Annotated in this window: 14 protein-coding genes and 2 CRISPR repeat arrays; of the genes, 12 read left to right on the top strand and 2 right to left on the bottom strand. The window is 54.7% G+C overall.

Annotated elements, in window-relative coordinates; translation table 11 throughout:
* The first annotated feature begins 108 nt into the window (after positions 1-108).
* From CIC07_RS21945 to udk, 9 genes are all read left to right on the top strand, one after another.
* A complete protein-coding gene (locus CIC07_RS21945; protein WP_076357968.1) occupies positions 109-1,188 on the top strand; it encodes a DctP family TRAP transporter solute-binding subunit in 1,080 nt (359 codons plus the stop codon).
* A gap of 267 nt (positions 1,189-1,455) precedes the next feature.
* Positions 1,456-5,402: direct repeats of the CRISPR family, unit length 33 nt; unit sequence ATTTCAATCCACGCTCCCCATACGGGGAGCGAC.
* A gap of 385 nt (positions 5,403-5,787) precedes the next feature.
* Positions 5,788-8,295 carry a CRISPR-associated helicase/endonuclease Cas3 gene (locus CIC07_RS21940; RefSeq protein ID WP_094248256.1) on the top strand — a complete coding sequence of 836 codons (2,508 nt, stop codon included), beginning with the start codon at positions 5,788-5,790 and terminating at the stop codon, positions 8,293-8,295.
* Between the two features lie 17 nt (positions 8,296-8,312).
* Entirely contained in the window at positions 8,313-9,032 is a 720-nt protein-coding gene (gene cas5c / locus CIC07_RS21935; protein ID WP_076357970.1) for a type I-C CRISPR-associated protein Cas5c, read from the top strand.
* A 3-nt stretch (positions 9,033-9,035) separates the two neighbouring features.
* Positions 9,036-10,949 carry a type I-C CRISPR-associated protein Cas8c/Csd1 gene (cas8c, locus tag CIC07_RS21930; RefSeq protein WP_076357971.1) on the top strand — a complete coding sequence of 638 codons (1,914 nt, stop codon included), beginning with the start codon at positions 9,036-9,038 and terminating at the stop codon, positions 10,947-10,949.
* 63 nt (positions 10,950-11,012) lie between these two features.
* Complete coding sequence (gene cas7c, locus CIC07_RS21925) at positions 11,013-11,882, top strand: type I-C CRISPR-associated protein Cas7/Csd2 (protein WP_076357972.1); 870 nt, start codon at positions 11,013-11,015, stop codon at positions 11,880-11,882.
* Positions 11,869-12,549: a CRISPR-associated protein Cas4 gene (cas4, locus tag CIC07_RS21920; protein WP_076357973.1), complete on the top strand. Its 681-nt coding sequence runs from the start codon at positions 11,869-11,871 to the stop codon at positions 12,547-12,549. The genes cas7c and cas4 overlap by 14 nt, the downstream gene beginning before the upstream one ends.
* Complete coding sequence (cas1c, locus tag CIC07_RS21915; RefSeq protein WP_076357974.1) at positions 12,546-13,577, top strand: type I-C CRISPR-associated endonuclease Cas1c; 1,032 nt, start codon at positions 12,546-12,548, stop codon at positions 13,575-13,577. The genes cas4 and cas1c overlap by 4 nt, the downstream gene beginning before the upstream one ends.
* Positions 13,578-13,594: 17 nt before the next feature.
* Positions 13,595-13,885 carry a CRISPR-associated endonuclease Cas2 gene (gene cas2 / locus CIC07_RS21910; protein ID WP_076357975.1) on the top strand — a complete coding sequence of 97 codons (291 nt, stop codon included), beginning with the start codon at positions 13,595-13,597 and terminating at the stop codon, positions 13,883-13,885.
* Positions 13,886-14,078: 193 nt separating this feature from the next.
* Positions 14,079-16,671: direct repeats of the CRISPR family, unit length 33 nt; unit sequence GTCGCTCCCCGTGTGGGGAGCGTGGATTGAAAT.
* 142 nt (positions 16,672-16,813) lie between these two features.
* The gene (gene udk, locus CIC07_RS21905) at positions 16,814-17,437 is read left to right on the top strand and encodes a uridine kinase (protein ID WP_076357976.1); all 624 of its coding nucleotides are present in this window, start codon (positions 16,814-16,816) and stop codon (positions 17,435-17,437) included.
* 216 nt (positions 17,438-17,653) lie between these two features.
* Here udk and CIC07_RS21900 read toward each other — a convergent pair whose 3' ends face one another.
* Complete coding sequence (locus CIC07_RS21900; protein ID WP_076357977.1) at positions 17,654-20,065, bottom strand: MMPL family transporter; 2,412 nt, start codon at positions 20,063-20,065, stop codon at positions 17,654-17,656.
* A gap of 48 nt (positions 20,066-20,113) precedes the next feature.
* Positions 20,114-20,728 carry a TetR/AcrR family transcriptional regulator gene (locus tag CIC07_RS21895; protein ID WP_076357978.1) on the bottom strand — a complete coding sequence of 205 codons (615 nt, stop codon included), beginning with the start codon at positions 20,726-20,728 and terminating at the stop codon, positions 20,114-20,116.
* A gap of 350 nt (positions 20,729-21,078) precedes the next feature.
* Here CIC07_RS21895 and CIC07_RS21890 point away from each other — a divergent pair, with 350 nt between their 5' ends.
* The 3 genes from CIC07_RS21890 to CIC07_RS21880 all read left to right on the top strand — a co-directional run bounded on the left by CIC07_RS21890 (position 21,079) and on the right by CIC07_RS21880 (position 24,678).
* On the top strand, positions 21,079-21,996 hold the full coding sequence (locus CIC07_RS21890) for an ABC transporter permease (protein WP_234992993.1): 918 nt from the start codon (positions 21,079-21,081) through the stop codon (positions 21,994-21,996).
* 18 nt (positions 21,997-22,014) lie between these two features.
* Complete coding sequence (locus CIC07_RS21885) at positions 22,015-22,902, top strand: carbohydrate ABC transporter permease (RefSeq protein WP_076357980.1); 888 nt, start codon at positions 22,015-22,017, stop codon at positions 22,900-22,902.
* A gap of 84 nt (positions 22,903-22,986) precedes the next feature.
* Complete coding sequence (locus CIC07_RS21880; protein WP_076357981.1) at positions 22,987-24,678, top strand: type 2 periplasmic-binding domain-containing protein; 1,692 nt, start codon at positions 22,987-22,989, stop codon at positions 24,676-24,678.
* Positions 24,679-24,697: the final 19 nt, after the last annotated feature.

Genomic DNA, 24,697 nt, shown 5'->3' with positions numbered 1-24,697 from the left:
CAAAAGCGGTCGGGTAGGGTAAGATGATGTCCATGAGGATCGGCTCTACATGGAGCTGAAGTCCATGAGGATGAGCTCCATGAGGGCAAGGACAGGAGGCGCGGAGGAATGGGCAGAAGGCGATTCAGGTTATGGGGCGGCGGGCTGCTGCTGGCGGCAGCGGCCGTGCTGTCCATATTCTGGCTTGGAGGGTACAAGCTGCCGGGTCCTCTGCCGGCGGATGACGAGCAGATGGGCTTCAGCGGCAGGCATGTGATCAAGTTCAGCTACGTCGTGGCGGAGAATACGCCCAAAGGGCTCGCCGCGCAGCGGTTCGCGGACTTGGTGGAGGAGAAGTCGGGCGGCAAGGTGCAGGTGCAGCTGTTTCCGAACGGAACGCTGTTCACGGAGCCGGACGAGCAGGCCGCTCTGGCGCGAGGGGATGTGCAGATGATCGCGCCGGCCTTTTCCAATCTATCGACCCATATGCCGGAGTGGAGCGTCATGGACCTGCCCTTCGCCTTCCGCACGGAAGAGGCGGTGGAGGAGGCGTTCAGCGGCGAGGTCGGCTCGCTGCTGTTCAAGCGGCTGGAGAGCCGGGGCATGATCGGCCTCGCCTTCTGGGGCAACGGGTTCAAGCAGATGACGTCGAGCGGCAAGCCCCTTGTGCATCCCGAGGATTTCAGCGGCATGAAATTCCGCATCCTACCGGGCCCGATCGTCGATGCCCAGTTCCGCGCTCTGGGCGCTTCGACTTCGGACATTCCGTTCAACAGCGTGTACAAGGCTTACGAGAGCGGAGGGGTCGACGGCGGGGAGAATACGATCACGAATATTTACAGCAAGAAGTTCTACCAGGTGCAAAAATACATGACGGTCAGCAATCACGCCTATCTCGGGTATGCCGTGCTGATGAACCGCTCCTTCTGGGAAAGCCTGCCGGCCGACGTTCAGGCCATCATCCAGGAGGCGATGCGCGAGACGACCGGCTGGGCCAACGAGAGCGCGCGGGAAATGAGCCGCAAGGAGCTGGCGGAAATGCGGAGCGGCCGCCTGATGAACATCGTCGACCTGCAGGAGCCGGAGCGGCGGGAGTGGATGGCTCTGTGGGAGCCGCTGTACGGACAGGCGGAGAAGCTCGCGGGGCGGGAGCTGATGGATGCGGTGCGGCGGCTGCGGAGCAGGTATGGGGGCGAGGGCGGGGAGTGACGGGGATGCAACATTTTTTGGTGAAACACTTCCGTAAAGGGATGATTGAGCTAGTTAACGAACCCACTCAAGTTTTAAACCACGCTCCCTGATAAGGGGAGCGATTTTTTTAATGGTGTCATTTGTGTGGGGGCAGTTTAAACGCAATATGCCTAAACGGAGAGTGATCCGGCTTTAGGACCGTTCTGACAATAGCCATCAGTTTCAATTCACCTTCCCATACGGAGAGCAACTCATTAGCACACCGCCCTCGGTGACATAGATGTTGTTTCAATCTACGCACCCCATGCGGGGAGCGACGACCGGATTAAACGCGGGCTCGACTTCGGGTACGCATTCAATCCACGCTCCCCATGCGGGGAGCGACTCTAACGCTGCCCGCCCGCGTGGTCAACGAAACATTTCTATCCACGCTCCGCATACGGGGAGCGACTTTCTCATAGGCAATTCCGCGCTCCGCAGCAGTAGATTTCAATCCACGCTCCCCATACGGGGAGCGACCGTAGTCTTGAGCTCGTCCAGATCATTTCGAGCCGATTTCAATCCACGCTCCCCATACGGGGAACGACGATCCTTGTAAGGAGCATAGTAATATTTGTAATTAATTTCAATCCACGCTCCCCATACGGGGAGCGACATGCACCGAGAGCAAGGATACAGCACTCGACAAATCATTTCAATCCACGCTCCCCATACGGGGAGCGACGCAATTTCGGGGTAAAGGGAGGGGTTGATTTGGCTATTTCAATCCACGCTCCCCATACGGGGAGCGACCCTCTCGCTTGTCGCTTACGAAGCCGGCGATTCGATTTCAATCCACGCTCCCCATACGGGGAGCGACCAGCCCGCAAGCCTTTCTGATCCTGAGCGGAGCAAGATTTCAATCCACGCTCCCCATACGGGGAGCGACATGCAGGCCCATACCATCAAAGACGATTACAGGATTTCAATCCACGCTCCCCATACGGGGAGCGACGGTAATCCGCAGCGAATTGGATTGACGCCAGCAGCATTTCAATCCACGCTCCCCATACGGGGAGCGACGGTCAATCTGGCAACTGCCCTCATCGGACTTTATCAATTTCAATCCACGCTCCCCATACGGGGAGCGACATGGTCGGCGCCAGTGAAACCGTCCTGTACGAATGATTTCAATCCACGCTCCCCATACGGGGAGCGACCTGCACAATTTTGGTAGATCGAGAGGGGACCGGATTTCAATCCACGCTCCCCATACGGGGAGCGACTCAAGGTGACGGATGCTCTCAATGCCCATGAGGACATTTCAATCCACGCTCCCCATACGGGGAGCGACGGTGACCTTTGCATCAGAATAGATTTCCATTTCGAAATTTCAATCCACGCTCCCCATACGGGGAGCGACTGCAGAAAACAAGCGTATCACCACAAAGACAGCAATTTCAATCCACGCTCCCCATACGGGGAGCGACTGCAGAAAACAAGCGTATCACCACAAAGACAGCAATTTCAATCCACGCTCCCCATACGGGGAGCGACAGCCATCCGATCATTATCAGCAGGCACCTGTATTATTTCAATCCACGCTCCCCATACGGGGAGCGACGTAGGAATACCGTTACCCATTTCAACACACCTCTTTATTTCAATCCACGCTCCCCATACGGGGAGCGACGCTTCAATTTGGTCCAATTCATCGTTGATAGGATTATTTCAATCCACGCTCCCCATACGGGGAGCGACTAGCTTTGACACGTCGGATGGTAAACCGTGTTCCGATTTCAATCCACGCTCCCCATACGGGGAGCGATGAGTTTTCGGATAAAACTATTCGAATTACATTGCCTATTTCAATCCACGCTCCCCATACGGGGAGCGACCCACATCAGCCAGGGAATAACCAAGGCTGATTGTAGATTTCAATCCACGCTCCCCATACGGGGAGCGACGATAGAGGGTGTTCAGGTATTCGGTATCTTGATGGATTTCAATCCACGCTCCCCATACGGGGAGCGACAACTTCTCCGTCACGGTGTCACCGCCGAAAATGTATTTCAATCCACGCTCCCCATACGGGGAGCGACTAAAGCAGAGTTTGCCCTTCGGGAACTGGTGGAATTTCAATCCACGCTCCCCATACGGGGAGCGACGGTAGCCGATGCCACCTTTGCTCCAAGTAACGATATTTCAATCCACGCTCCCCATACGGGGAGCGACCGAGGATGGATGCGATGTTCTTTACCATTGCTGATTTCAATCCACGCTCCCCATACGGGGAGCGACTTCCTTTCTGCAATAGCTCCCCGCCGATAATGCCATTTCAATCCACGCTCCCCATACGGGGAGCGACGGATGTGCGTCGTGACGATCAGGTCGCCGAGCTTATTTCAATCCACGCTCCCCATACGGGGAGCGACTTGGACCAGGACGCGGTTCGTGTGTTTTCTGTGGCATTTCAATCCACGCTCCCCATACGGGGAGCGACGGCCTGCCCTGGATGACATCGCCTGCGAGTAAAAACATTTCAATCCACGCTCCCCATACGGGGAGCGACCGGATGCCATTATCAGCATCACGAGCCGGACGGCATTTCAATCCACGCTCCCCATACGGGGAGCGACACTCGGGCGCGTGACGGAATTGTACATAGACACGCGATTTCAATCCACGCTCCCCATACGGGGAGCGACTAGGCATACAAAATCGTATTACGTAAGGTGTAGTATTTCAATCCACGCTCCCCATACGGGGAGCGACAGCACTTCTTTCAAAATCAAGTATTTGTCTGGATATTTCAATCCACGCTCCCCATACGGGGAGCGACGCCTTTGTTCAGGAATTCGCTGTAGGTCTTAGAAAATTTCAATCCACGCTCCCCATACGGGGAGCGACGTGCATTATGTGGAGGCAGACTTCACCAACGAGATTTCAATCCACGCTCCCCATACGGGGAGCGACCCTTTTCCACAGCCGGATAAGCCACCAACTGCCATTTCAATCCACGCTCCCCATACGGGGAGCGACCCTTTTCCACAGCCGGATAAGCCACCAACTGCCATTTCAATCCACGCTCCCCATACGGGGAGCGACAATGATAATAGCGTATTGGTGGGTTTTTGTTGGGTATTTCAATCCACGCTCCCCATACGGGGAGCGACGATTTCCTCTATTTCGGAGACAACAAATTCCCACGATTTCAATCCACGCTCCCCATACGGGGAGCGACGTCGATCCCGTTCGGGGAGTTCGGGGGATACTGATTTCAATCCACGCTCCCCATACGGGGAGCGACCCCCATCGACGTAGGTCATAGGCAGGTCAATGTTATTTCAATCCACGCTCCCCATACGGGGAGCGACCGTTATCCGCCTTTTCAATCGGGATATACGGGCATTTCAATCCACGCTCCCCATACGGGGAGCGACTGTTCTCCATCAACCCAGCGAACGCATTGATTAAAAAATTTCAATCCACGCTCCCCATACGGGGAGCGACCCTGGCGGGATGGTGTCATTGTTGGTTTCGAGCATTTCAATCCACGCTCCCCATACGGGGAGCGACGGAGGGAGGGAGCAGACAGCCCCGGATGATCCGATTTCAATCCACGCTCCCCATACGGGGAGCGACTCATGCTTAATCGCATTCGCCAGCATTTCCGTGATTTCAATCCACGCTCCCCATACGGGGAGCGACGGCGACAGATTACGAATTGCCGATCTAAGAGGGGATTTCAATCCACGCTCCCCATACGGGGAGCGACCTACAAAATCCAATTGGTAGCTGGCAGCGCCTTGCGATTTCAATCCACGCTCCCCATACGGGGAGCGACCGCATCGGGTAGCTTGTCCCAGCTAACAACCTTTATTTCAATCCACGCTCCCCATACGGGGAGCGACGAAGAGGCGGCGCAATTTCGGGACGATCAAGCCATTTCAATCCACGCTCCCCATACGGGGAGCGACAAACCTCAAAAATGCAATCATTCTGTTCCAACAGCAATTTCAATCCACGCTCCCCATACGGGGAGCGACTACAGTCAGGGGTCAAGGCTGTTGAAGAGTGTTATTTCAATCCACGCTCCCCATACGGGGAGCGACCTGACCGTCAGCCTGTCCCAAAGGGACACACGGACGGATTTCAATCCACGCTCCCCATACGGGGAGCGACAACCCATTTCAATAGTTTTTGAGGCCCAAGAACGCATTTCAATCCACGCTCCCCATACGGGGAGCGACAGCGGAAACAGCCTCGAACCTTTCTGGAAAGGTATGAGAATGGCTGATTTTGCGAATTTTGCAATCAAAATAGGTATGTATCAAAGATTGACGAGAATACTTTTTTATGAAATTGAACTTCATTCGACAAGTTTCGAGGTGCGAATCTCCCCGGCTTTTTATGGGAGCTTGCCATTCGCACAAGGATTGCACCCCTATCATAATGGAACAAAATTATTATTGCCAAACGGAATGTTCAATCTTAACCAGGATTAAATCACATCCAAATCCCTATTGGAATATTTTCCATAATTTAAGAAGGATTGTGTGTGCGATTGTCGAACCTTAGTTCTCGTAATAACTTTTAATTAGGTGCTTTGGTCCTGTATTTCTAGGAGGGAAGAGGATGCCGAATAATTCAGAACTTACCAATCATCCAGAATTTGTAGCTCATATCCGGCAAATGGACGGTCAGCGCGAGTCAGTCCATGACCACCTTCTAGCGGTTCAACAATATGCGGAGAAGCTTGGGGCCAAAATCGGAGCTAAGCACCTCGCAGGCTTGTCGGGCTTGCTTCATGACGTAGGAAAGAACACGATTGAATTCAAGACATATATCGAATCGGCGGTTGCCAACCCCCATGATCCTCCAAGACGCGGCTCGGTGGATCACTCTACGGCAGGCGGCAAGTGGCTCTTTGAACGGTTTCATTTGAACACGGACGATCAGGCAGACAAGCGGACGACAGAATGGATAGCGAATTGCATCCTTTCTCATCATGGGGGCCTGAAGGACTACTTAGATCCGGAAGGAAACTCTCCTTTTCTCAAAAGAATTGAAACTCCGCTAGATAAGCTTCCTGGGTATGATAACGCCATTAAAGAATTTCTTTCCTCTACAATGGGAGAGGCAGAGTTGGACGCTTACTTTGAAAAGGCCAGGGGAGAGATGCAGCATCTCATTCGGCGCATGAAAAACTGCAAACCCCCATCCATTACCGCCTCGTTGACAGTGAAATATCTATTTAGTTGTCTGATCGATGCGGATCGGACCAAGACTCGGCAATTCGAAGAAGAAGAAGAGGACGATCCTGTCTTTGACAGCTATGCCTTTTTCACCGTGACCTATCGATCTCTGCTTGAAAAAATGGATAGCTTCCGACAGGCCGATGATGCCGATCATCCCATTAATCGTCTTCGCAATGAGATGTCCAAGCAATGCGATGATTTTGCTGTTCGTCGTCCGTCCGGCATTTACACGTTGTCTATCCCTACAGGCGGCGGAAAAACGCTAGCCAGCTTTCGCTATGCGCTGCGTCATGCAATCGAGACGGGTAAGGAAAGGATCGTTTATGTCTTGCCTTACACGACGATCATCGAGCAGAATGTGGCTGAGCTTCGGAAGATCGTACAAAACGATGATATGATTCTGGAGTATCATTCCAACGTGGCGGAAGATTTTGATGTGCGGAAGTGGCTAGATCCGGAACAAGCTCCCGATGAGGAAGACGAAGATCAGTCCTATGACCTGGAGAGGAAAAAGCTGCGTCTGGCACGAGATACCTGGGATCGTCCGATTATATTTACGACGATGGTTCAATTTCTGAACACGTTTTATGCCAAAGGTTCCCGCAATGCCAGGCGGCTGCATCAGCTGGCCAATGCGGTTGTAATCTTTGATGAGGTGCAGGCTGTGCCTTCTCATTGCATCTCGTTGTTTAACGGAGCAGTCAATTTCCTGCATGGCATATGCGGTTCGACCGTTGTTCTTTGCACCGCGACTCAGCCTGCGCTACAGCAGGTCCGGCGGAATGTGCATCTTTCTTCCGAGCCGGAAATGATCTGCAATCCGAATCAAGTAATGAAGCAATTTAAAAGAGTGGAGCTGCGGGATGTTACGGACCAAGGGGCAATGACAACCGAGCAATTGGCTGCATTCGTTTCGGAACGGATGGCCGACATCGACAGCTTGCTGATTATTCTCAATACAAAGGCGGCAGTACGAAAGCTTTTTGACTTTCTGAAAGCGCAGGAATGGATGAACGAGGAAGCTATCAAGCTTTATCACTTGAGCACATTTATGTGCCCGGCGCATCGCAAAGATAGTTTGGATGCCATTCGCAATTCACTGAGGGGAAAAGAGAGAATCATCTGTATCAGTACGCAGTTGATCGAGGCAGGCGTAGACATCAGTTTTCAAGGCGTCATCCGCTCTCTCGCCGGATTGGATTCAATCGCCCAAGCAGCGGGGCGATGCAATCGTCACGGCAAAGACTCGCTGCGCGAGGTGTACATTATTCAATCGGCTGAAGAAAGCTTGCGCAGTTTGCCGGAAATCAAGCTTGGAGCGGAGCAGACGGAACGGTTGCTGGGTGATTTCAGGCGCAAGCCCGAATGTTTCGATAATCAGTTGCTCTCCATAAAAGCGATGGATTTATATTTCTCTTATTACTACGACAAAATCAAGGAAAAGATGGACTATCCCGTTTCTCAGGAGGGTTTTGCATTATATCCGTTATTGGATCTCAATAGTTCCTTATGCAACCGTTACAAAGACAAGCACAATTCAGCCCCGCCGATGTACACTCGAAGTTCAATTGCTACGGTTGAACGACATTTCGAGGCGATTTCGAACACGGGGAAGTCCGTTATTGTACCGTATAATGACGATGCATCCGAGATTATTTTGGCTTTAAACGGAGAGCTGCGGCCGAATGAGCTGGGAGATTGGCTGCGAAAAGCCCAGCCATACACGGTTAGCCTGTATGATCAGGAGCTTCGCAAACTGGATAAAGGCGGGAACTTGAACTACCTGTTTCAAGGTCGAGTGATGGCGTTGAACGAGACGGCGTATTCGAAAGAGTATGGCGTAGATCCAGCGGGAAATGGGGAATTCCAGTTGGCGATTATATGAAAAAGGAGGCTCTCCTTTTGAGAAATCAAATCGAATTTGAGCTTACAGGCACTTATGCGCTGTTCACTGATCCCCTGACCAAGATCGGCGGGGAGAAGTTCAGTTATCACGTGCCGACTTACCAGGCTCTCAAGGGAATTACGGAATCGGTTTATTGGAAGCCGACCCTGATTTGGTACATAGACGAAGTCCGGATCATGAACCCGATCCAAACGGAGTCGAAAGGTATGCGGCCTATTGATTATGGCGGCGGGAATACATTGGCGTATTACACCTACTTAAAGGATGTTCGATACCAAGTGCGTGCCCATTTCGAGTTCAACCCCCACCGCGAAGAGCTGGCGCATGACCGCAACGAACATAAACATCACAATATTGCCAAAAGAGCTGTAATCGCCGGTGGAAGAAGGGATATTTTCCTCGGCGCCCGTGAATGCCAGGGATATGTTGAATTTTGTGAATTCGGCTCCGGGCAAGGATATTACGACGACATGCCTGAGCTTGATTTTGGGGTCATGGTGCACGGTATCAGCTACCCGGACGAAACTGGCCGCGAGGAGCTCGAAACCCGTTTATGGCGCGCAAAGATGCAAAGAGGAATTATCCATTTTAAACGTCCCGAAGAATGTACGCTCACCCGTCAGACGGGCAGAGGAAGCATCAAGCCGTTTGGCCCCGGCAACATGGAGCCGGCGGACAAGCTTTACGAGGAATGGTTTGCGGAGGGAGGAAGCTGACGCATGACCTGGCTGGCCAAGCTGAACGAAACCTACGACAATCACGCCGATTATGTCGGACAATTCGAGAAAAATCGCTACGATCGAGAATACGCTCTTCTCCCGCTCTCCCATACGACACAGACTGCACATATTGAAATCGATTTGGACGATCAAGGGTGTTTTTTGAGAGCGAAAGTCGTGGATAAAGAGAGCGGGAGTACGATTATCCCTTGCACGGAGGCGTCCGCGAGCCGTACAAACGCTCCTGTTCCCTACCCGCTTCACGACAAGCTTATGTATGTTGCAGGGGACTACAGCCGCTACTGCCCACCGATTGCCAAGTATACGCCTTATGAAGATTACGTCAACCAATTGAAGGAATGGAGCGGGTCTCCATTTTCTGTACCAACTTTATGCAGCGTGTATCAGTACGTGCAAAAAGGAACCCTTCTGGAAGACCTGATAAGGGCGAAGGTGTTATGGCTGGATGGAGATGGCCAACTGGCCGAGAAGTGGACGCCGGAACTGGCGGAATTTTATGGAGTGGAGAAGCCAGACATCTTTAAGGTTATCGCATCCGGCCAGAACGCCGCATTTGTACGGTTTGCCGTCGAGATGCCGGGAGTGCCGGAAGCGCGGCTGTGGCGCAGACGGGACGTTCAACAGTCTTTTATTGACTTCTACAATACAAAGCTGCTGGATACGGAGCTCTGTTATGTAACGGGAAAACAGCTTCCATATGCCGACAAGCATGCTTCCCGCATTCGCCATTCAGGTGACAAGTCCAAGCTGATCTCAGCCAATGACAGCTCTGGATTTACTTATCGAGGCCGATTCGAGACAAGCAGAAATGCCGCAGCCGTTAGCTATGAGGTATCCCAAAAAGCGCATAATGCCCTGAAGTGGCTGATTGAAAGGCAATCGTTCACGATTGATGGCAAGGTTTTTGTCATATGGGGAACGAAAAGCCTTGAAGTGCCCGATCCTTTCGCGGATACGGACGATTTGCTCGATGAGGAAGACCGTGAGGAAGCGGATGCAGGGGATGAGACACATGCAGTGTACGCCAAACGAGTCCGCCTCGCCATCAGCGGTTATCGGCATGACCAGGACGACTACTATTCGGATGTCATCATCATGGTGTTGGATGCGGCAACCCCTGGGCGAATGTCTATGACCTACTACCGCGATGTAGAGAAAGAGAAGTTTCTGCAGCGAATCGAGGAATGGCATTTATCTTGCTGCTGGCTACAGCCTTATCGCAAAAACGGCAGGACGCTTTTGTTAATGGGAGCTCCGGCAACGAGGGACATTGCTTTTGCTGCTTATGGCCCTAGGGCGAGCGACAAGGCTGTAAAAGGGTTGATTGAGCGCATGCTTCCCTGCATTCTTGACGGGGCCCCGATACCGATGGATATTGTGCGCAGCGTCATTGCCCGAGCCTCGAGTCCGGTCGCGATGGAACCATGGGAGTGGGAGAAGACGCTTGGCATCGCTTGTGCGCTTGTGAACAAAACCTATCGCAAGGAGGAGCTCGAAGTGGCTGTGGACAAGGAAATGGATGATCGAAGCTATTTGTTTGGACAGATGCTGGCCGTGGCGGATGTTCTGGAAAGAAGACAGCTTGGATCGGAGGAGAAACGGGCTACCAATGCAATTCGGTATATGAATGTTTTCGCTCAGCGTCCAATGCGAACCTGGACCGTCATTCATGGGGCGATTCAGCCATACCTGGTCAAGCTTGGTCCTAAAGCCGGCTATTACAAAAAGCTGATCGGTGATATCAGTACAAAAATGAATCCGAATGATTTTTCGGACCAGCCATTAAACGGAAAGTACCTGCTTGGATACTACAGCCAGCGACACGAGTTGAACAACTATAAAAAAATGGATTCATACACCGAAGACGAGACAAGCGAAACAACAGAGGTCTAAATGGATCTCCTTCATAACCTGTTCACTCCAATAACTCTAAACCCGATTAAGGAGCGATATCGCATGAAACCATTGGATCGGAAAATTGATTTTGCCGTTGTCTTGTCTGTACACAATGCCAATCCGAACGGGGACCCTCTTAACGGCAACCGGCCGCGTCAAAACTATGATGGCAAAGGAGAAATTTCAGACGTATGCCTGAAGCGGAAAATCCGTAACCGTCTACAGGATCTAGGGGAAGCGATTTTGGTGCAATCGGATGACCGGCGATCGGATTCGTTTCGCAGCATCAAGGATCGAGTCGACGGCAACGCCGAAGTGCAGGAATTCATTAAAGGGAAAAAGAAAAATAGCGAGCTTTTTGCCAAGGCTGCCTGCGAAAGCTGGCTTGATGTGCGCGGCTTTGGGCAGGTGTTTGCTTTCCCTGGCAATGATGCGGTTTCAATCGGCGTTCGCGGTCCCGTATCCATTCATACGGCCGTAAGCCTGGAGCCCATTGATATTACCAGCTTGCAAATTACGAAGAGCGTCAATCTTACGACAGGTTCCGATCCGGATAAAAGAGGCTCGGACACGATGGGCATGAAGCATCGCGTCGACTTTGGCGTTTATGTGTTCAAAGGCAGCATTAACGTGCAGCTCGCGGAGCGTACGGGCTTTTCGTATGAAGATGCTTTGAAAGTCCGTGAAGCGCTGGTCACGATGTTTGAAAATGATGCTTCATCAGCGCGTCCAGACGGAAGCATGGAGATTCATCGTGTGTATTGGTGGGAGCATAACTCCAAGCTGGGTCAATATTCCTCGGCCAAGGTGCACCGTTCCTTGCAGATTTCTTTGAAAGACGGCGTGACGCTGCCTAGAGATGTTGAAGACTATGAAATTGCCTTGCTGCCGCTTGAAGGGCTGGATGTGCAAGAATATGCCGGAATATAAGGAAGAAGATTATCTGCTTCTTTCGGGAATCCAGCATTTTAACTTTTGTCGCAGGCAATGGGCACTGATTCATATTGAGCAGCAATGGGTGGACAATGTGCGCACGATCGAGGGGGAGCATGTGCATCGCGTGGCGGATCAGCCGTTTACCCGCGAGAAAAGAGGGGATCGGCTGGTCGTGCGGGCGATGCCGGTTCATTCGAGAGTGCTGGGTATAACCGGGATCTGTGATGTCGTTGAGTTTGTGCTCGAAGAGGACGGAATAACTCTGGCAGGCGAAGAAGGAAGGTACAAGCCTTACCCGGTCGAGTACAAGCGGGGAAAGCCGAAAAAGAACGATTCCGATTTTTCCCAGCTTGTGACTCAATTGATCTGTTTGGAGGAGATGCTGGCCTGTGAGCTTTCGGTCGGCTTCTTTTTCTATGATGAGATCAAGCGGCGTGTCGAAGTGACGGTGACGGAAGCAGACCGTCAGCGGGTGAGAAGCTCCATCGATGAAATGCGTCGTTACTACGATCGAAGGCACACACCCAAAGTAAAAACGGGTCCTCATTGCGACAGCTGCTCCATGCATTCCGTTTGTTTGCCGGAGCTGATGAGTAAACGATCGGCGTCAAGCTATATCGATAGTCGTTTGAAAGAGGAAGAAGGCGGGGCTGTTCGATGAAGAAGCTGCTCAATACCTTGTTTGTAACGACACCGGATACCTATCTGTCCAAGGATGGAGAGAATATTGTCATTCGTCTGGATGATCAGCCGCTCGCACGGTATCCTCTTCACAATCTGGAGGCGGTCTGCACATTTGGATATGCCGGGGTTAGTCCGGCTTTGATGGGAGCGTGTGCGGAGCGAGGGATCGACTTGGCGTTTATGACAAGGAACGGTCGTTTCCTGGCACGCGTAGTTGGGGAGTCGAAAGGAAATGTCGTGTTGAGAAAGGAACAATATCGCATTTCCGACGACGAGCGGCGAAGCGCATGGATGGCTCGCAATATGATCGTGGGGAAGCTGTACAATATGAAATGGGTGTTGGAACGAGCGTCTCGTGATCATTCCCTTCGGTTGAATGTCCAGAAGCTAAAGCGGGTCAGCTCCTCTCTAATAGAAACGATGGGACTCGTCCGGAGAGTCGAGGATCTTGAAGTGCTTCGTGGACTGGAAGGCTCGGCGGCGGTGCAGTATAACTCGGTATTTGACCAGCTTATTTTGCAGCAAAAAGAGGACTTTTTCTTTCACGGAAGAAATAAGCGACCGCCGCTCGATAACGTCAATGCTTTGCTTTCTTTTGCCTATTCTTTGTTAGCGAATGAGATGAGGGCTGCCCTTGAGGCGGCAGGACTGGATGCTTACGTCGGATTTATGCACCGAGATCGTCCGGGAAGGGCTTCATTGGCGCTCGACTTAATGGAGGAGCTTCGTTCCGTCTATGCGGATCGTTTTGTATTGACATTGATTAACAAGAAGATCGTCTCTGCAGCTGGGTTTACCCGTAAAGAAAATGGAGCCGTCCTCATGGACGACGAAACCCGTAAAAAGGTGCTTAAGGCTTGGCAGGAGCGCAAGCAGGAGAAGATCGTCCATCCTTATTTGAACGAATCGATTTCCTGGGGATTGGTGCCTTATGCGCAAGCGCTGCTGCTGGCTCGAACGATTCGGGGGGATCTGGATGAGTATCCGCCTTTGCTTTGGAAATAAAGGAGGAGGACAACGGAGTGCTTGTATTGATCACCTACGACGTAAGTACCATTACCAGTGATGGACGCAGGCGTCTTTCGCAGGTAGCGAAAAAATGCCAGGATTACGGACAGCGGGTGCAGAACTCGGTGTTTGAGTGTATCGTTGATTCGACCCAATTTCGCCGCCTTCGGTTTGAACTGGAGGAGCTGATTGACCCCGAAACAGACAGCTTGAGATTTTACAATATAGGCGATAAATACAAAACAAAGGTTGAGCATATCGGGGCAAAACCTGCTTACGATATGGATAGTCCGCTAATTCTATAGGAGCAGTACTTTGGTGCGAATGGGAAGCTCCCATAAAAACCTTGGGGGATTCGCACCTCGAAAACTGTCGAAAACGATCTATTTTCGGATAAGTGAAATGTAGTCAAGTATCGGAGCATACCGTATTTATTTGTTTTAAGGCGAAATGAACTTTTTCCATACCTTTATTAGATGGTTTTAGGTGATTTTTGCTGTCGCTCCCCGTGTGGGGAGCGTGGATTGAAATGTCATCGCTCAGCACCTCATTGATCGCGCCTTCCGTCGCTCCCCGTGTGGGGAGCGTGGATTGAAATTGATTGTGAAATTGCTCGGGGTCATACGGAACAGGTCGCTCCCCGTGTGGGGAGCGTGGATTGAAATAAAGGTTGTTAGCTGGGACAAGCTACCCGATGCGAAGTCGCTCCCCGTGTGGGGAGCGTGGATTGAAATGGAAGCAATTGCTGTCTTCCAGCGGATCAAGCAGTCGCTCCCCGTGTGGGGAGCGTGGATTGAAATTCGAAAAGGTGTTCCCGTTTGAAATCAACTTCGCGTCGCTCCCCGTGTGGGGAGCGTGGATTGAAATAAAGGTTGTTAGCTGGGACAAGCTACCCGATGCGAGTCGCTCCCCGTGTGGGGAGCGTGGATTGAAATTTACGCCGGCTTGTGGACAAGCCGGCCAGCCGGGGTCGCTCCCCGTGTGGGGAGCGTGGATTGAAATCTGCCTGGAGAAAAGATAGACTGCTTGCAACTCCTGTCGCTCCCCGTGTGGGGAGCGTGGATTGAAATAAAGTCACCGTCGAGTACAACATGGTCGCTTCCCACGTCGCTCCCCGTGTGGGGAGCGTGGATTGAAATGAAGTCCAGGTTGTTGATCAGGTTGAAAATGTCTGTCGCTCCCCGTGTGGGGAGCGTGGATTGAAATAAGGTGCCGGGTCTTGATCTCTGCCACCTCAGATGTCGCTCCCCGTGTGGGGAGCGTGGATTGAAATCCATAAGGAGGAACAGAGATGAAATTGACAATGGTCGCTCCCCGTGTGGGGAGCGTGGATTGAAATATGAGGTAGAGGTTTCGCTCATACGCAGATAGTGTCGCTCCCCGTGTGGGGAGCGTGGATTGAAATTAGAGGCGGAGAGAGCCGAGCATAACACCACTCGGGTCGCTCCCCGTGTGGGGAGCGTGGATTGAAATGCCGATGCATTACGCATAGCCGATGAAGCACTCGGTCGCTCCCCATGTGGGGAGCGTGGATTGAAATCGGATCCGCAAGAGCAAGAGCCGGAGCCGATCGGGTCGCTCCCCGTGTGGGGAGCGTGGATTGAAATACCTTTGGCCCAGTCCAAAAGCTTGGTAGATGGAGTCGCTCCCCGTGTGGGGAGCGTGGATTGAAATCGCAATTAAGCTCTGGAAGGATACGGATGTTTCGGTCGCTCCCCGTGTGGGGAGCGTGGATTGAAATCTTGCTGTAGGCGCTCGATCTCTCCCTGCTGGCGCGTCGCTCCCCGTGTGGGGAGCGTGGATTGAAATAGGAACACAAGACTTACCGAGGCGCGGCCAGATTGTCGCTCCCCGTGTGGGGAGCGTGGATTGAGATTGGAGACGTTGAACCATCGCGGGGAAATCGTCGCGTCGCTCCCCGTGTGGGGAGCGTGGATTGAAATATCAGAAAGTACCGAAGCGCAAGAAGGGAAAGAAGTCGCTCCCCGTGTGGGGAGCGTGGATTGAAATAAGACCTATTGGGACTTAGATAAACTCATTGACAAGCGTCGCTCCCCGTGTGGGGAGCGTGGATTGAAATTGGCGGCGGTACTGATCCTGGCGGCGGCACCGATCCGTCGCTCCCCGTGTGGGGAGCGTGGATTGAAATAGAAACACGACCGTACCGATGCCCTGACTCGTCCAGTCGCTCCCCGTGTGGGGAGCGTGGATTGAAATCAAAATGGTAATGTTTGTAACGCGCGGAAATCTGGTCGCTCCCCGTGTGGGGAGCGTGGATTGAAATATCGTCGCTCAGCACTTGTTGAACGGTATAGTCGGTCGCTCCCCGTGTGGGGAGCGTGGATTGAAATCCGCGAGTTTACGGTATGGTGCGGCGGGTGCCGGTCGCTCCCCGTGTGGGGAGCGTGGATTGAAATAGAAACACGACCGTACCGATGCCCTGACTCGTCCAGTCGCTCCCCGTGTGGGGAGCGTGGATTGAAATTCCGGTACGTCGCGCTCCAGAATATCGCGTAGGCGCGTCGCTCCCCGTGTGGGGAGCGTGGATTGAAATATCCGGAATATCGAAAAGCACATGGAATGGGGCAGTCGCTCCCCGTGTGGGGAGCGTGGATTGAAATGACCATTTGACGCATAAACGGCAAAAGTATGCCGTCGCTCCCCGTGTGGGGAGCGTGGATTGAAATCTACCGAAGGACGAACTCGCAGCCTACAACGACAGTCGCTCCCCGTGTGGGGAGCGTGGATTGAAATGCAGAGGATACCGGCTACAAGGTCCAGAAGCGAAACGTCGCTCCCCGTGTGGGGAGCGTGGATTGAAATAAAAGGAAAAAGGGTATACGCCGATTGCCCATGTGTCGCTCCCCGTGTGGGGAGCGTGGATTGAAATCTTGATTCTGGGCAGCAGAAAGCCAGAGGCGAAGTCGCTCCCCGTGTGGGGAGCGTGGATTGAAATTTTTGAGAGGGGTAGCCCATGAGTAACGAACAGCGTCGCTCCCCGTGTGGGGAGCGTGGATTGAAATTTGCCATAGACGGCATCTGACAGGAGCCAGATGACGTCGCTCCCCGTGTGGGGAGCGTGGATTGAAATATCATTTGGGTGATCGTCAATAATATCGGTCTTGTGTCGCTCCCCGTGTGGGAGCACGGAATGAAACTGAGACGGGTGAAAAAATCCCCCGGCTGTGCTAAACTACAGGAATTGCATGTAATTTGGGGGGTAACAAAGCTTTATGCTTATCATAGGAATCGCCGGCGGCACCGGCTCGGGCAAGACGACCGTCGCCCGCTCCGTCATCGACCGGATGGGACCGGGCAAAGTGACATTCGTCTCGCAGGACAACTATTATAAGGATCACTCGGAACTCAGCATGAGCGATCGGGAGAAGATCAACTACGATCATCCCTTCGCGTTCGACAACGAGCTGCTCATCGAGAATCTCAAAACGCTGAAGCAGGGGCTGAGCGCCCAGGCTCCCGTCTACGACTTCACGGTCCACGCGCGCCGCACGGACAAGTCCGTCGAGCTGAAGCCGAGCAATATCGTCATCATCGAGGGGCTGCATGTCCTCTCGGACGAGCATCTGCGCGAGCTGCTGGACATCAAGGTGTTCGTCGACACCGACCCGGATGTCCGCATCCTGCGCCGCGTGCTGCGCGACATCGAGGAGCGGGGCCGCACGATCCACTCCATCCACGACCAGTATCTCAATACGGTTAAGCCGATGCATGAAGCGTTCATCGAGCCGTCCAAGAAGTACGCCGACATCATCATTCCGGAAGGCGGCCACAACGAAGTCGGCATCGAGCTGCTCGCGGTGCTGACCGAAAAATACCTGCATGGCAGCCGCAAGTAGCCATCCTGCCTGATCCGGCAGCCGGCGCGAACCGGTTATGCCTCATGAGCCTCCCGGCCGGGAGGCTTTTTTTTGCGTCCCGAGACCGGTGATGCGGTTTCGTTTCATGCCCTGATCGTTTAAGCCCATAAAAAATGCACCCCCTAAATAACCAAGGCCGACACAGGAGTATCGGCCTTGGTTATTTACAGAAGGTGCCTTTGTCTTTTTCGCGGCTTAAATGCGATCCTGGCCTTGAACGGTCCCGTGATGCGCTGCCTGCTCCTTGGCGTTGAGCTGGGCGATCAGCTTGTCCCCCTCGACGTCGAGGTTCGGCAGCATGCGGTCGAGCCACTTCGGAAGCTTCCAGGCCGCATCTCCGAAGATGGCCATGACGGCGGGCACGAGCGTCATGCGGATGATGAAGGCGTCGATCAGGATGCCTGCCGCGAGGGCGAAGCCGATCTGCTTGATCATGATATCCGGAGCGAAGATGAAGCCGGCGAATACGGACACCATGATGACGGCGGCCGCCACGACGACGCGGCTGGACTGCTCATAGCCGTGAATGACGCTGTCCGTTCCTTTATGTCCGTGGACGTACGATTCCCGCATGGAGCTGACGAGGAACACCTGATAGTCCATCGCGAGGCCGTACAGGATGCCGGTCACCATGATCGGCATGAAGCTGAGCAGCGGACCGCCCGTGTCGAAGCCGAAGATGGAATGGAGCCAGCCCCATTGGTAGACGGCGGTGGTGATGCCGAACGTGGCGAGCACGCTGAGCAGGAAGCCGACCGTAGCCTTGATCGGAACGATGATCGAACGGAACACGAGCAGGAGAATGATCACCGACAGAATCACGATGATGAGGATGTAGGTCGGGAATACGTCGGCCAGCTTGGAGGACATGTCGATGTTGATGGCCGTGAAGCCGGTGACGCCGATCGTGACATGGTTCTCCTTGGCGACGGCGGAGTCGGGAGCGCGGAGCTCCTGGACGAGAGTCCGGGTTGCCGCGTCGGTCGGTCCCGTGGTCGGGATGACGCTGATGATGCCGATGTCGCCGGTCTTGTTGATGCCCATCGGCGAGACGAGAGCGACGCCCTCCTGGCCTTGAAGCCCTTGGACCAGCTTGTTGAGACCCTCCGGCGTAATGGCGCCGGATTCCGAGGCAGGCTCCGCGACGAGGAGCAGCGGGCCGTTGTAGCCTTCGCCGAAGCCGTCGGAGATGGCGTCGTAGCTCTGCCTGACGGGAGTGTCGAGATTGGCGGTCGCGCCGGAGGGAATGCCCATCTCCATCTTGGCGACCGGAATCGCGGCAGCGCCGAGCACGGCCACGACTCCGATCACGACGAGCCAACGGGCCTTGACGACTCCTGTGGCCCAGCGATGTGCGAAGCCGTGGCTTTTTTTCGACGAAGCGGCGTTTTTTGCCCGCGCCTTGGGCGAGACGATCTTTTCGCCGATGAGGCCAAGCAGCGCAGGCAGCAGCGTCAGGGAGAGCAGGACGTTGACGAAGACGGTCGCAGCGGCGACCAGCGCCATCGCGGACAGGAAGGCGATGCCGATCACGAGCATGCCGCAGAGGGCGATGATGACGGTCAAGCCGGCAAAGAAGACCGCGCTGCCGGCCGTGCCGACGGAGCGGCTCGCCGCTTCGCGCGCGCTGAGGCCCTGATCGAGCATCATCCGCCGCTGGCGGTTGACGATGAACAGCGAGTAGTCGATGCCGACGGCCAGGCCGACCATGAGCGCCAGCACCGGCGTGATGTCGGTCATCGGAATGAACTTGGAGAAGGCGAACGCCGCGCCGACGCTGATTCCTACCCCGAGCAGGGCGGAGAGCAGCGGCAGTCCTGCGGCGACGACCGAGCCGAGCGTCATCAGCAGGACGACGGCGGCGACCGCTACGCCGATGGCTTCCGTGGAGCCGATGGCGGGCTTGCCCGTCAGCGAGTCGCTGGGCAGCGCGGTGATGCCGGAGCCGTTCTGCTCGACGGTGTCGATGGCTGCGATGACGCTGTCCGTCACCGATTTGGGCAGCGAGGTCTGCTGCACGGTGAACTGGAACTGGAGCATCGCTACGCTGCCGTCGGCGGAAAGCATGACTCCGGGCAGCGGCGCGCCGTCGACCATCATCGGGCCATAGGACGGCGCGGCGCTCTGCGTATGCCCGCCGCCTGCCGCTCCGGAAGCGGCGGCGTCTCCTGCCTGGCTTTGTCCGCCCGTGGCATCCGCCGTGCCCGCGGCGCCAGCCTCGGGAGAGCCTCCGGCCTGGCCTTGCGCCGCGGCGGCTGCCGCCGCCTGCGCAGCCAGCTCGGCGGGATTGATGACATAGTCGAGGTGATACACGTCGTCGACGGCTTTTTGGATCAGGGCCGAACGCTCCGCCGTATCCAGGCGTTCGCCTTTTGGAGCGGTGAATACGACGCTGGCTTGTCCGCCGGAGGCTTCCGGCAGCTCTTTTTGCAGCTGATCCAGCACCTTCTGCGATTCCGTGCCTTCGATCTTCATCTCGGAGGTGACGTGGATGCCGTTGATTCCGAGCAGGGCAAGGACGACGCCGAGAATCGCGACCCAGCTCAGGATGAACCGCCATGGCTTGTCGTAGGCGGATTTACCCGCCCGATAAAGAAATGTGGACATAAGCAGCAGATCTCCTTTTTGATTGAACGAGTTGAGGGGAAAAGCGGACTAAAAGCCGTTGCGCAAGTAGCTGAAAGCCGTGTCCAGGTAATGCTCGAACGTTGCGGCTCCGGAATCGGCCGGCTCCGGCTCGTCCGGCAGGAGGACGTCGAGGCTTCCGTCGATGAGAGGCAGCACGGCTCCGTACAGGGCCCCGGCGAGAAGATGGGAGTAGCCCTCCGGATATCTCCCGCGGGAAATATCGTTCAAGGTCGTCTGCGCCTCCAGCTGCAGGCGGCGCAGAAGGCTGAGGATATAAGGCTCCAGGGAAGGCGAGCGCTTGGACAGCGCCACGAGCGTGCGCAATCTCCGGATCAGCGTTGCCGTCAGCCGCATCGTCATGAGCCGGTACAGCACGTCCAGCGGGTGAGCGCCTTCCGGCAGCGCCTCCAGCAGGTCCATCGGCTCCTGCTTCTCCTTGAAGGCGAAGGCCGCCATGACGACCGCCTCCTCCTTGCAGGTGTAATAATTGGCGAACGTTCTTCTGGAGTAGCCGGCGCGGCGCGCGATGTCGTCGACGACGAAGCCGTCCAGCCCATGCTCCACGGCAAGCTCGAAAGCCGCTTCGGCCAGCGCGTGGGCGGTGACTTCTTTTTTCAGTTCACGCAAGGTAAGTTTGTTCATGGTTCTGCTGTTTAAGCGCGCACCTCTCTTTCCCAAGGATTTACCGATTGACAACTAAAGCCTACTCATAGTATTGCCCATAGGGCAAACATGCACAATGGGCAAGATGTTTCGAAATGATGTCTTTTTTCGGATCCTGCCGGAAAGAAGACCGCTCCAGCCGAGCGGGAAATCGACGCAGGAGCTGGGAATCCGATCGAAGCCGCACCTGAAAAATAGTAACCTTATCTAGAATCCGGTACCTGTTTTTGTCCTCTAGAAGCGCTTACAATGAGGGCAGTTAACGGAGGTGCAAGGCAATGAAGTCAGACGCTCAGGTGAAATCCCCGTCCTTAAGGACCGCCGCAGACATGGGGAGAGGGCAGAAGTGGCTGAGAAGGCTGTACAGCCAGAGGTATTTGCAGATCATGGCGCTGCTCGGCGTCGCCTGGATGGTCGTTTTCAACTACATTCCGATGTACGGAATCATCATCGCGTTCAAGGAATACGACATCATCTTCCCGATGTCGATGGCGCCTTGGGTCGGCCTCGACAACTTCAAGGAATTCCTGAACGACGACATGCTGCTGACCGTCATCAAGAATACGCTCGGCATCAGCTTGATCAAGCTGATCATCGGATTTCCGCTCCCGATCGTATTTGCGCTCTTGCTGAATGAAGTCCGGTCCGTCCTGTTCAAGAAGTGGACGCAGACGATCACGTACCTGCCTCACTTCCTGAGCTGGGTCATCCTCGGAGGCATCCTCGCCACCTGGCTGTCCGATGTCGGCGTCATCAACAAGATTTTGCTGTCATTGAATGTAATCGATTCACCTATAACTTATCTGGCCGAGCCGAAGTATTTCTGGTCCATCATCATCGTCTCGGATATCTGGAAGGAGCTCGGCTGGTCGGCGATCATCTATCTCGCGGCCATCAGCAGCGTGTCGCCCGAGCTTTACGAGGCCGCGACGATCGACGGAGCGGGGCGCTTCCAGAAGATGCGCAACATCACGCTCCCATCCATCATGGGCACGATCACGATCCTGTTCATCCTGGCGGTCGGCAACGTCCTGAACTCCAACTTCGACCAGATTCTCGTGCTGCGCAACCAGCTCAACGCCGATGCGAGCACCGTAATCGATTACTACGTCTACCAGACCGGCCTGATCGACAACCGCTTCTCCTACTCGACAGCGGTCAACCTGATCAAGTCCGTCATCGCTCTCATTCTGCTCGTCGGGGCGAACTTCGTCACCAAGAAGCTCAACAACAACTCGCTGTTCTAAAGGAGGTCCGTGCCAACCATGTTTACCCTCAAAAGGCAAACCCCCGGCGAAACGGCCTTCGGCATCGTCAACGGTTTCCTGATGCTCGTCATTTGCTTCCTGACGCTCTATCCCATTTGGTACGTCCTCGTCAATGCTTTCAACGACGGGGCGGACGCGATGCGAGGAGGCATCTACTGGTGGCCGCGGCAGTTCAGCCTGGACAGCTTCGGAGCGGTCTTCCGCAGCCAAGGCATCATGACCGCCATGGGCGTCACGGTGGCCAAGACGCTGATCGGGGTTCCCGTCCACGTCCTGTTCACGGCGATGGTCGCCTACGCCGTGAGCCGAAGGGAGCTGATCGGCCGCAATATCTACATGATCATCGGCACGATCACGATGTTCTTCGGAGGCGGCCTGATTCCGTACTACCTGCTGATCCGCGATCTCCACATGCTGGACAACTTCCTTGTCTACATCATTCCGGCAGCGTTCAGCTTTTTCGACCTCATCATCTTCCTCAGCTTCTTCCGGGAAATTCCGGCCGGACTGGAGGAGGCGGCCAAGATGGACGGAGCCAACGACTTCACGATCTTCTTCCGGGTCGTCATTCCGGTCTCGATGCCTGTCGTCGTCACGATCGCACTGTTCCACGGGGTTTATCAATGGAACGATTATTTTACCGGAATGATCTACATGAACAACATGGACCTGCAGCCGATTCAGACGTTCCTGTATCGCGTCGTCGCCCAATCCAGCTCCAACCAGATGCTGGGAGCGATGCCGAGCGGCGTCACGCAGACCGTGACCAGCCAGTCGCTGAAGCTGGCGACGATGGTCGTCACGACCGCGCCGATCGTGTGCGTGTATCCATTCCTGCAGAAATACTTCGTCAAGGGCTTCATGGTCGGCTCCATCAAGGGCTGACGCAAAGAGGATTATCCTTCCCGCCAGGCGCGGGTTTGATAATATAGATCGCACTCATCATCCATAGAAAAGGGGCAACTTTCAATGGGAACAACGCGTAAGGTGGCAACGACGCTTCTGGCGCTCGCCATGACCTTCTCCGTGGCGGCCTGCTCCGGAGGCGGCAATAATGCCGGCAGCAACAGCAAAGGGAACGAAGGCGCCGCATCTCCGGCTCCGGCGGCAAATACGGAAGCATCGACATCTCCGGCTCCCGCGGCGAGCGACGAGCCGGCTTGGAAGCAAGACACCTCGCCGATCACGTTCGACTGGTACATGAACTTCAGCTGGTTCAACAAGAAGTGGGGCGGCGACGCAACAGCCGAGTACATCACGAAGAAAACCGGCGTCAAGCTGAACTTCATCGTGCCGGCCGGCAACGAGAACGAGAAGCTGAACACGCTGATGGCGTCCGGCTCGCTGCCTGACTTCATCACGCTCGGCTGGTACGAGGAAGGCGTCCGCAAGATGATCGAGGGCAAGCTGGTGCTGCCGCTCAACGAGCTGGCGAAGGAATACGATCCCTACTTCTTCAAGGTCGCCGACCCGGCCAAGGTGGGCTGGTATACGAAGGACGACGGCAATGTATACGGCTACCCGAACGCATCGTCGTCCCCGGCCGACTACGAGAAATACGGCGAGAACTTCACGTCCAACCAGACCTTCGCCGTCCGCAAGGATATGTACGAGGCGCTCGGCAAGCCGGATATGAGCACGCCGGAAGGATTCCTGAATGCGCTTAAAATGGCCAAGGAGAAATTCCCGGATGTGAACGGCCAGCCGCTCATTCCGCTCGGCCTGCATGAATTCACGGAAACCGGCAACTACTCGCTTGAAGCCTACCTCCAGAACTTCCTTGCCATTCCTCAGGTGAAGGACGGCAAGCTGTATGACCGCCGCCAGGATCCGGAATACCTCAAGTGGCTGAAAGTATTCCGCCAGGCGAACCAGGACGGCCTGCTGGCGAAGGACATCTTCATCGACAAGCGTCCGCAGATGGAAGAAAAGATCGCCCAAGGCCGCTACTTCGCGATGCTGTACCAGCGCTCAGACTTCGCGGCGCAGAACACGCAGCTGTTCCAAAAGGATCCGAACATGGTCTACATCGCCGTGGACGGACCGAAGAACGCAGCCGGCGAGCAGCCGACGCTGTCCGGTCCAGGCATCTCCGGCTGGACGGTCACGCTGATCTCCAAAAACGTCAAGGACAAGAAACGCGCCATCGCTTTCCTCAGCTACCTGATGAGCGAAGAAGGCAATAAAGATATGTATCTTGGTGAGAAAGGCGTCACCTATGATACAATCGACGGCAAAGACCAGTTCAAGCCGGAAGTGCTGGACCTGCTCAACAAGGACCGCACGGCGTTCGACCAGAAATACGGCGCTTCGTTCACGTACTGGATGCTCATGGACACGAACATGAACCTGCAGTGGGTGCCTCCTAGCGTCGAGCCTTCCAAGCAGATGGAAGACTGGACGAAGGGCAAATCGATCAGCATGGCCGAATACGACAATCTCGACCCGGCCGCTACGAGCAAGGAAGGCGTCGCCCAAAGCAAGAACAACCGTGCGTGGGGCAAAGCGCTGCCGAAGATGCTGCTGGCGAAATCGGATTCCGAATTCGACGAGATCTTCAACAAGTACCTGAAGGACCGCAACGAACAGGAAGCGATCGATGCTTACCGTCAATCCGCATTCGAGTCCAACCTGAAAAAGCTTGAATCCTTCGGCAAATGATTCATCCGGCTCCGGCCGA

Origin of the sequence: Paenibacillus sp. RUD330 (genome assembly GCF_002243345.2) — a bacterium.
In the GTDB taxonomy this organism is placed as follows: Bacteria; Bacillota; Bacilli; order Paenibacillales; family Paenibacillaceae; genus Paenibacillus_O.
This window is presented reverse-complemented; position numbering and strand designations above follow the sequence as displayed.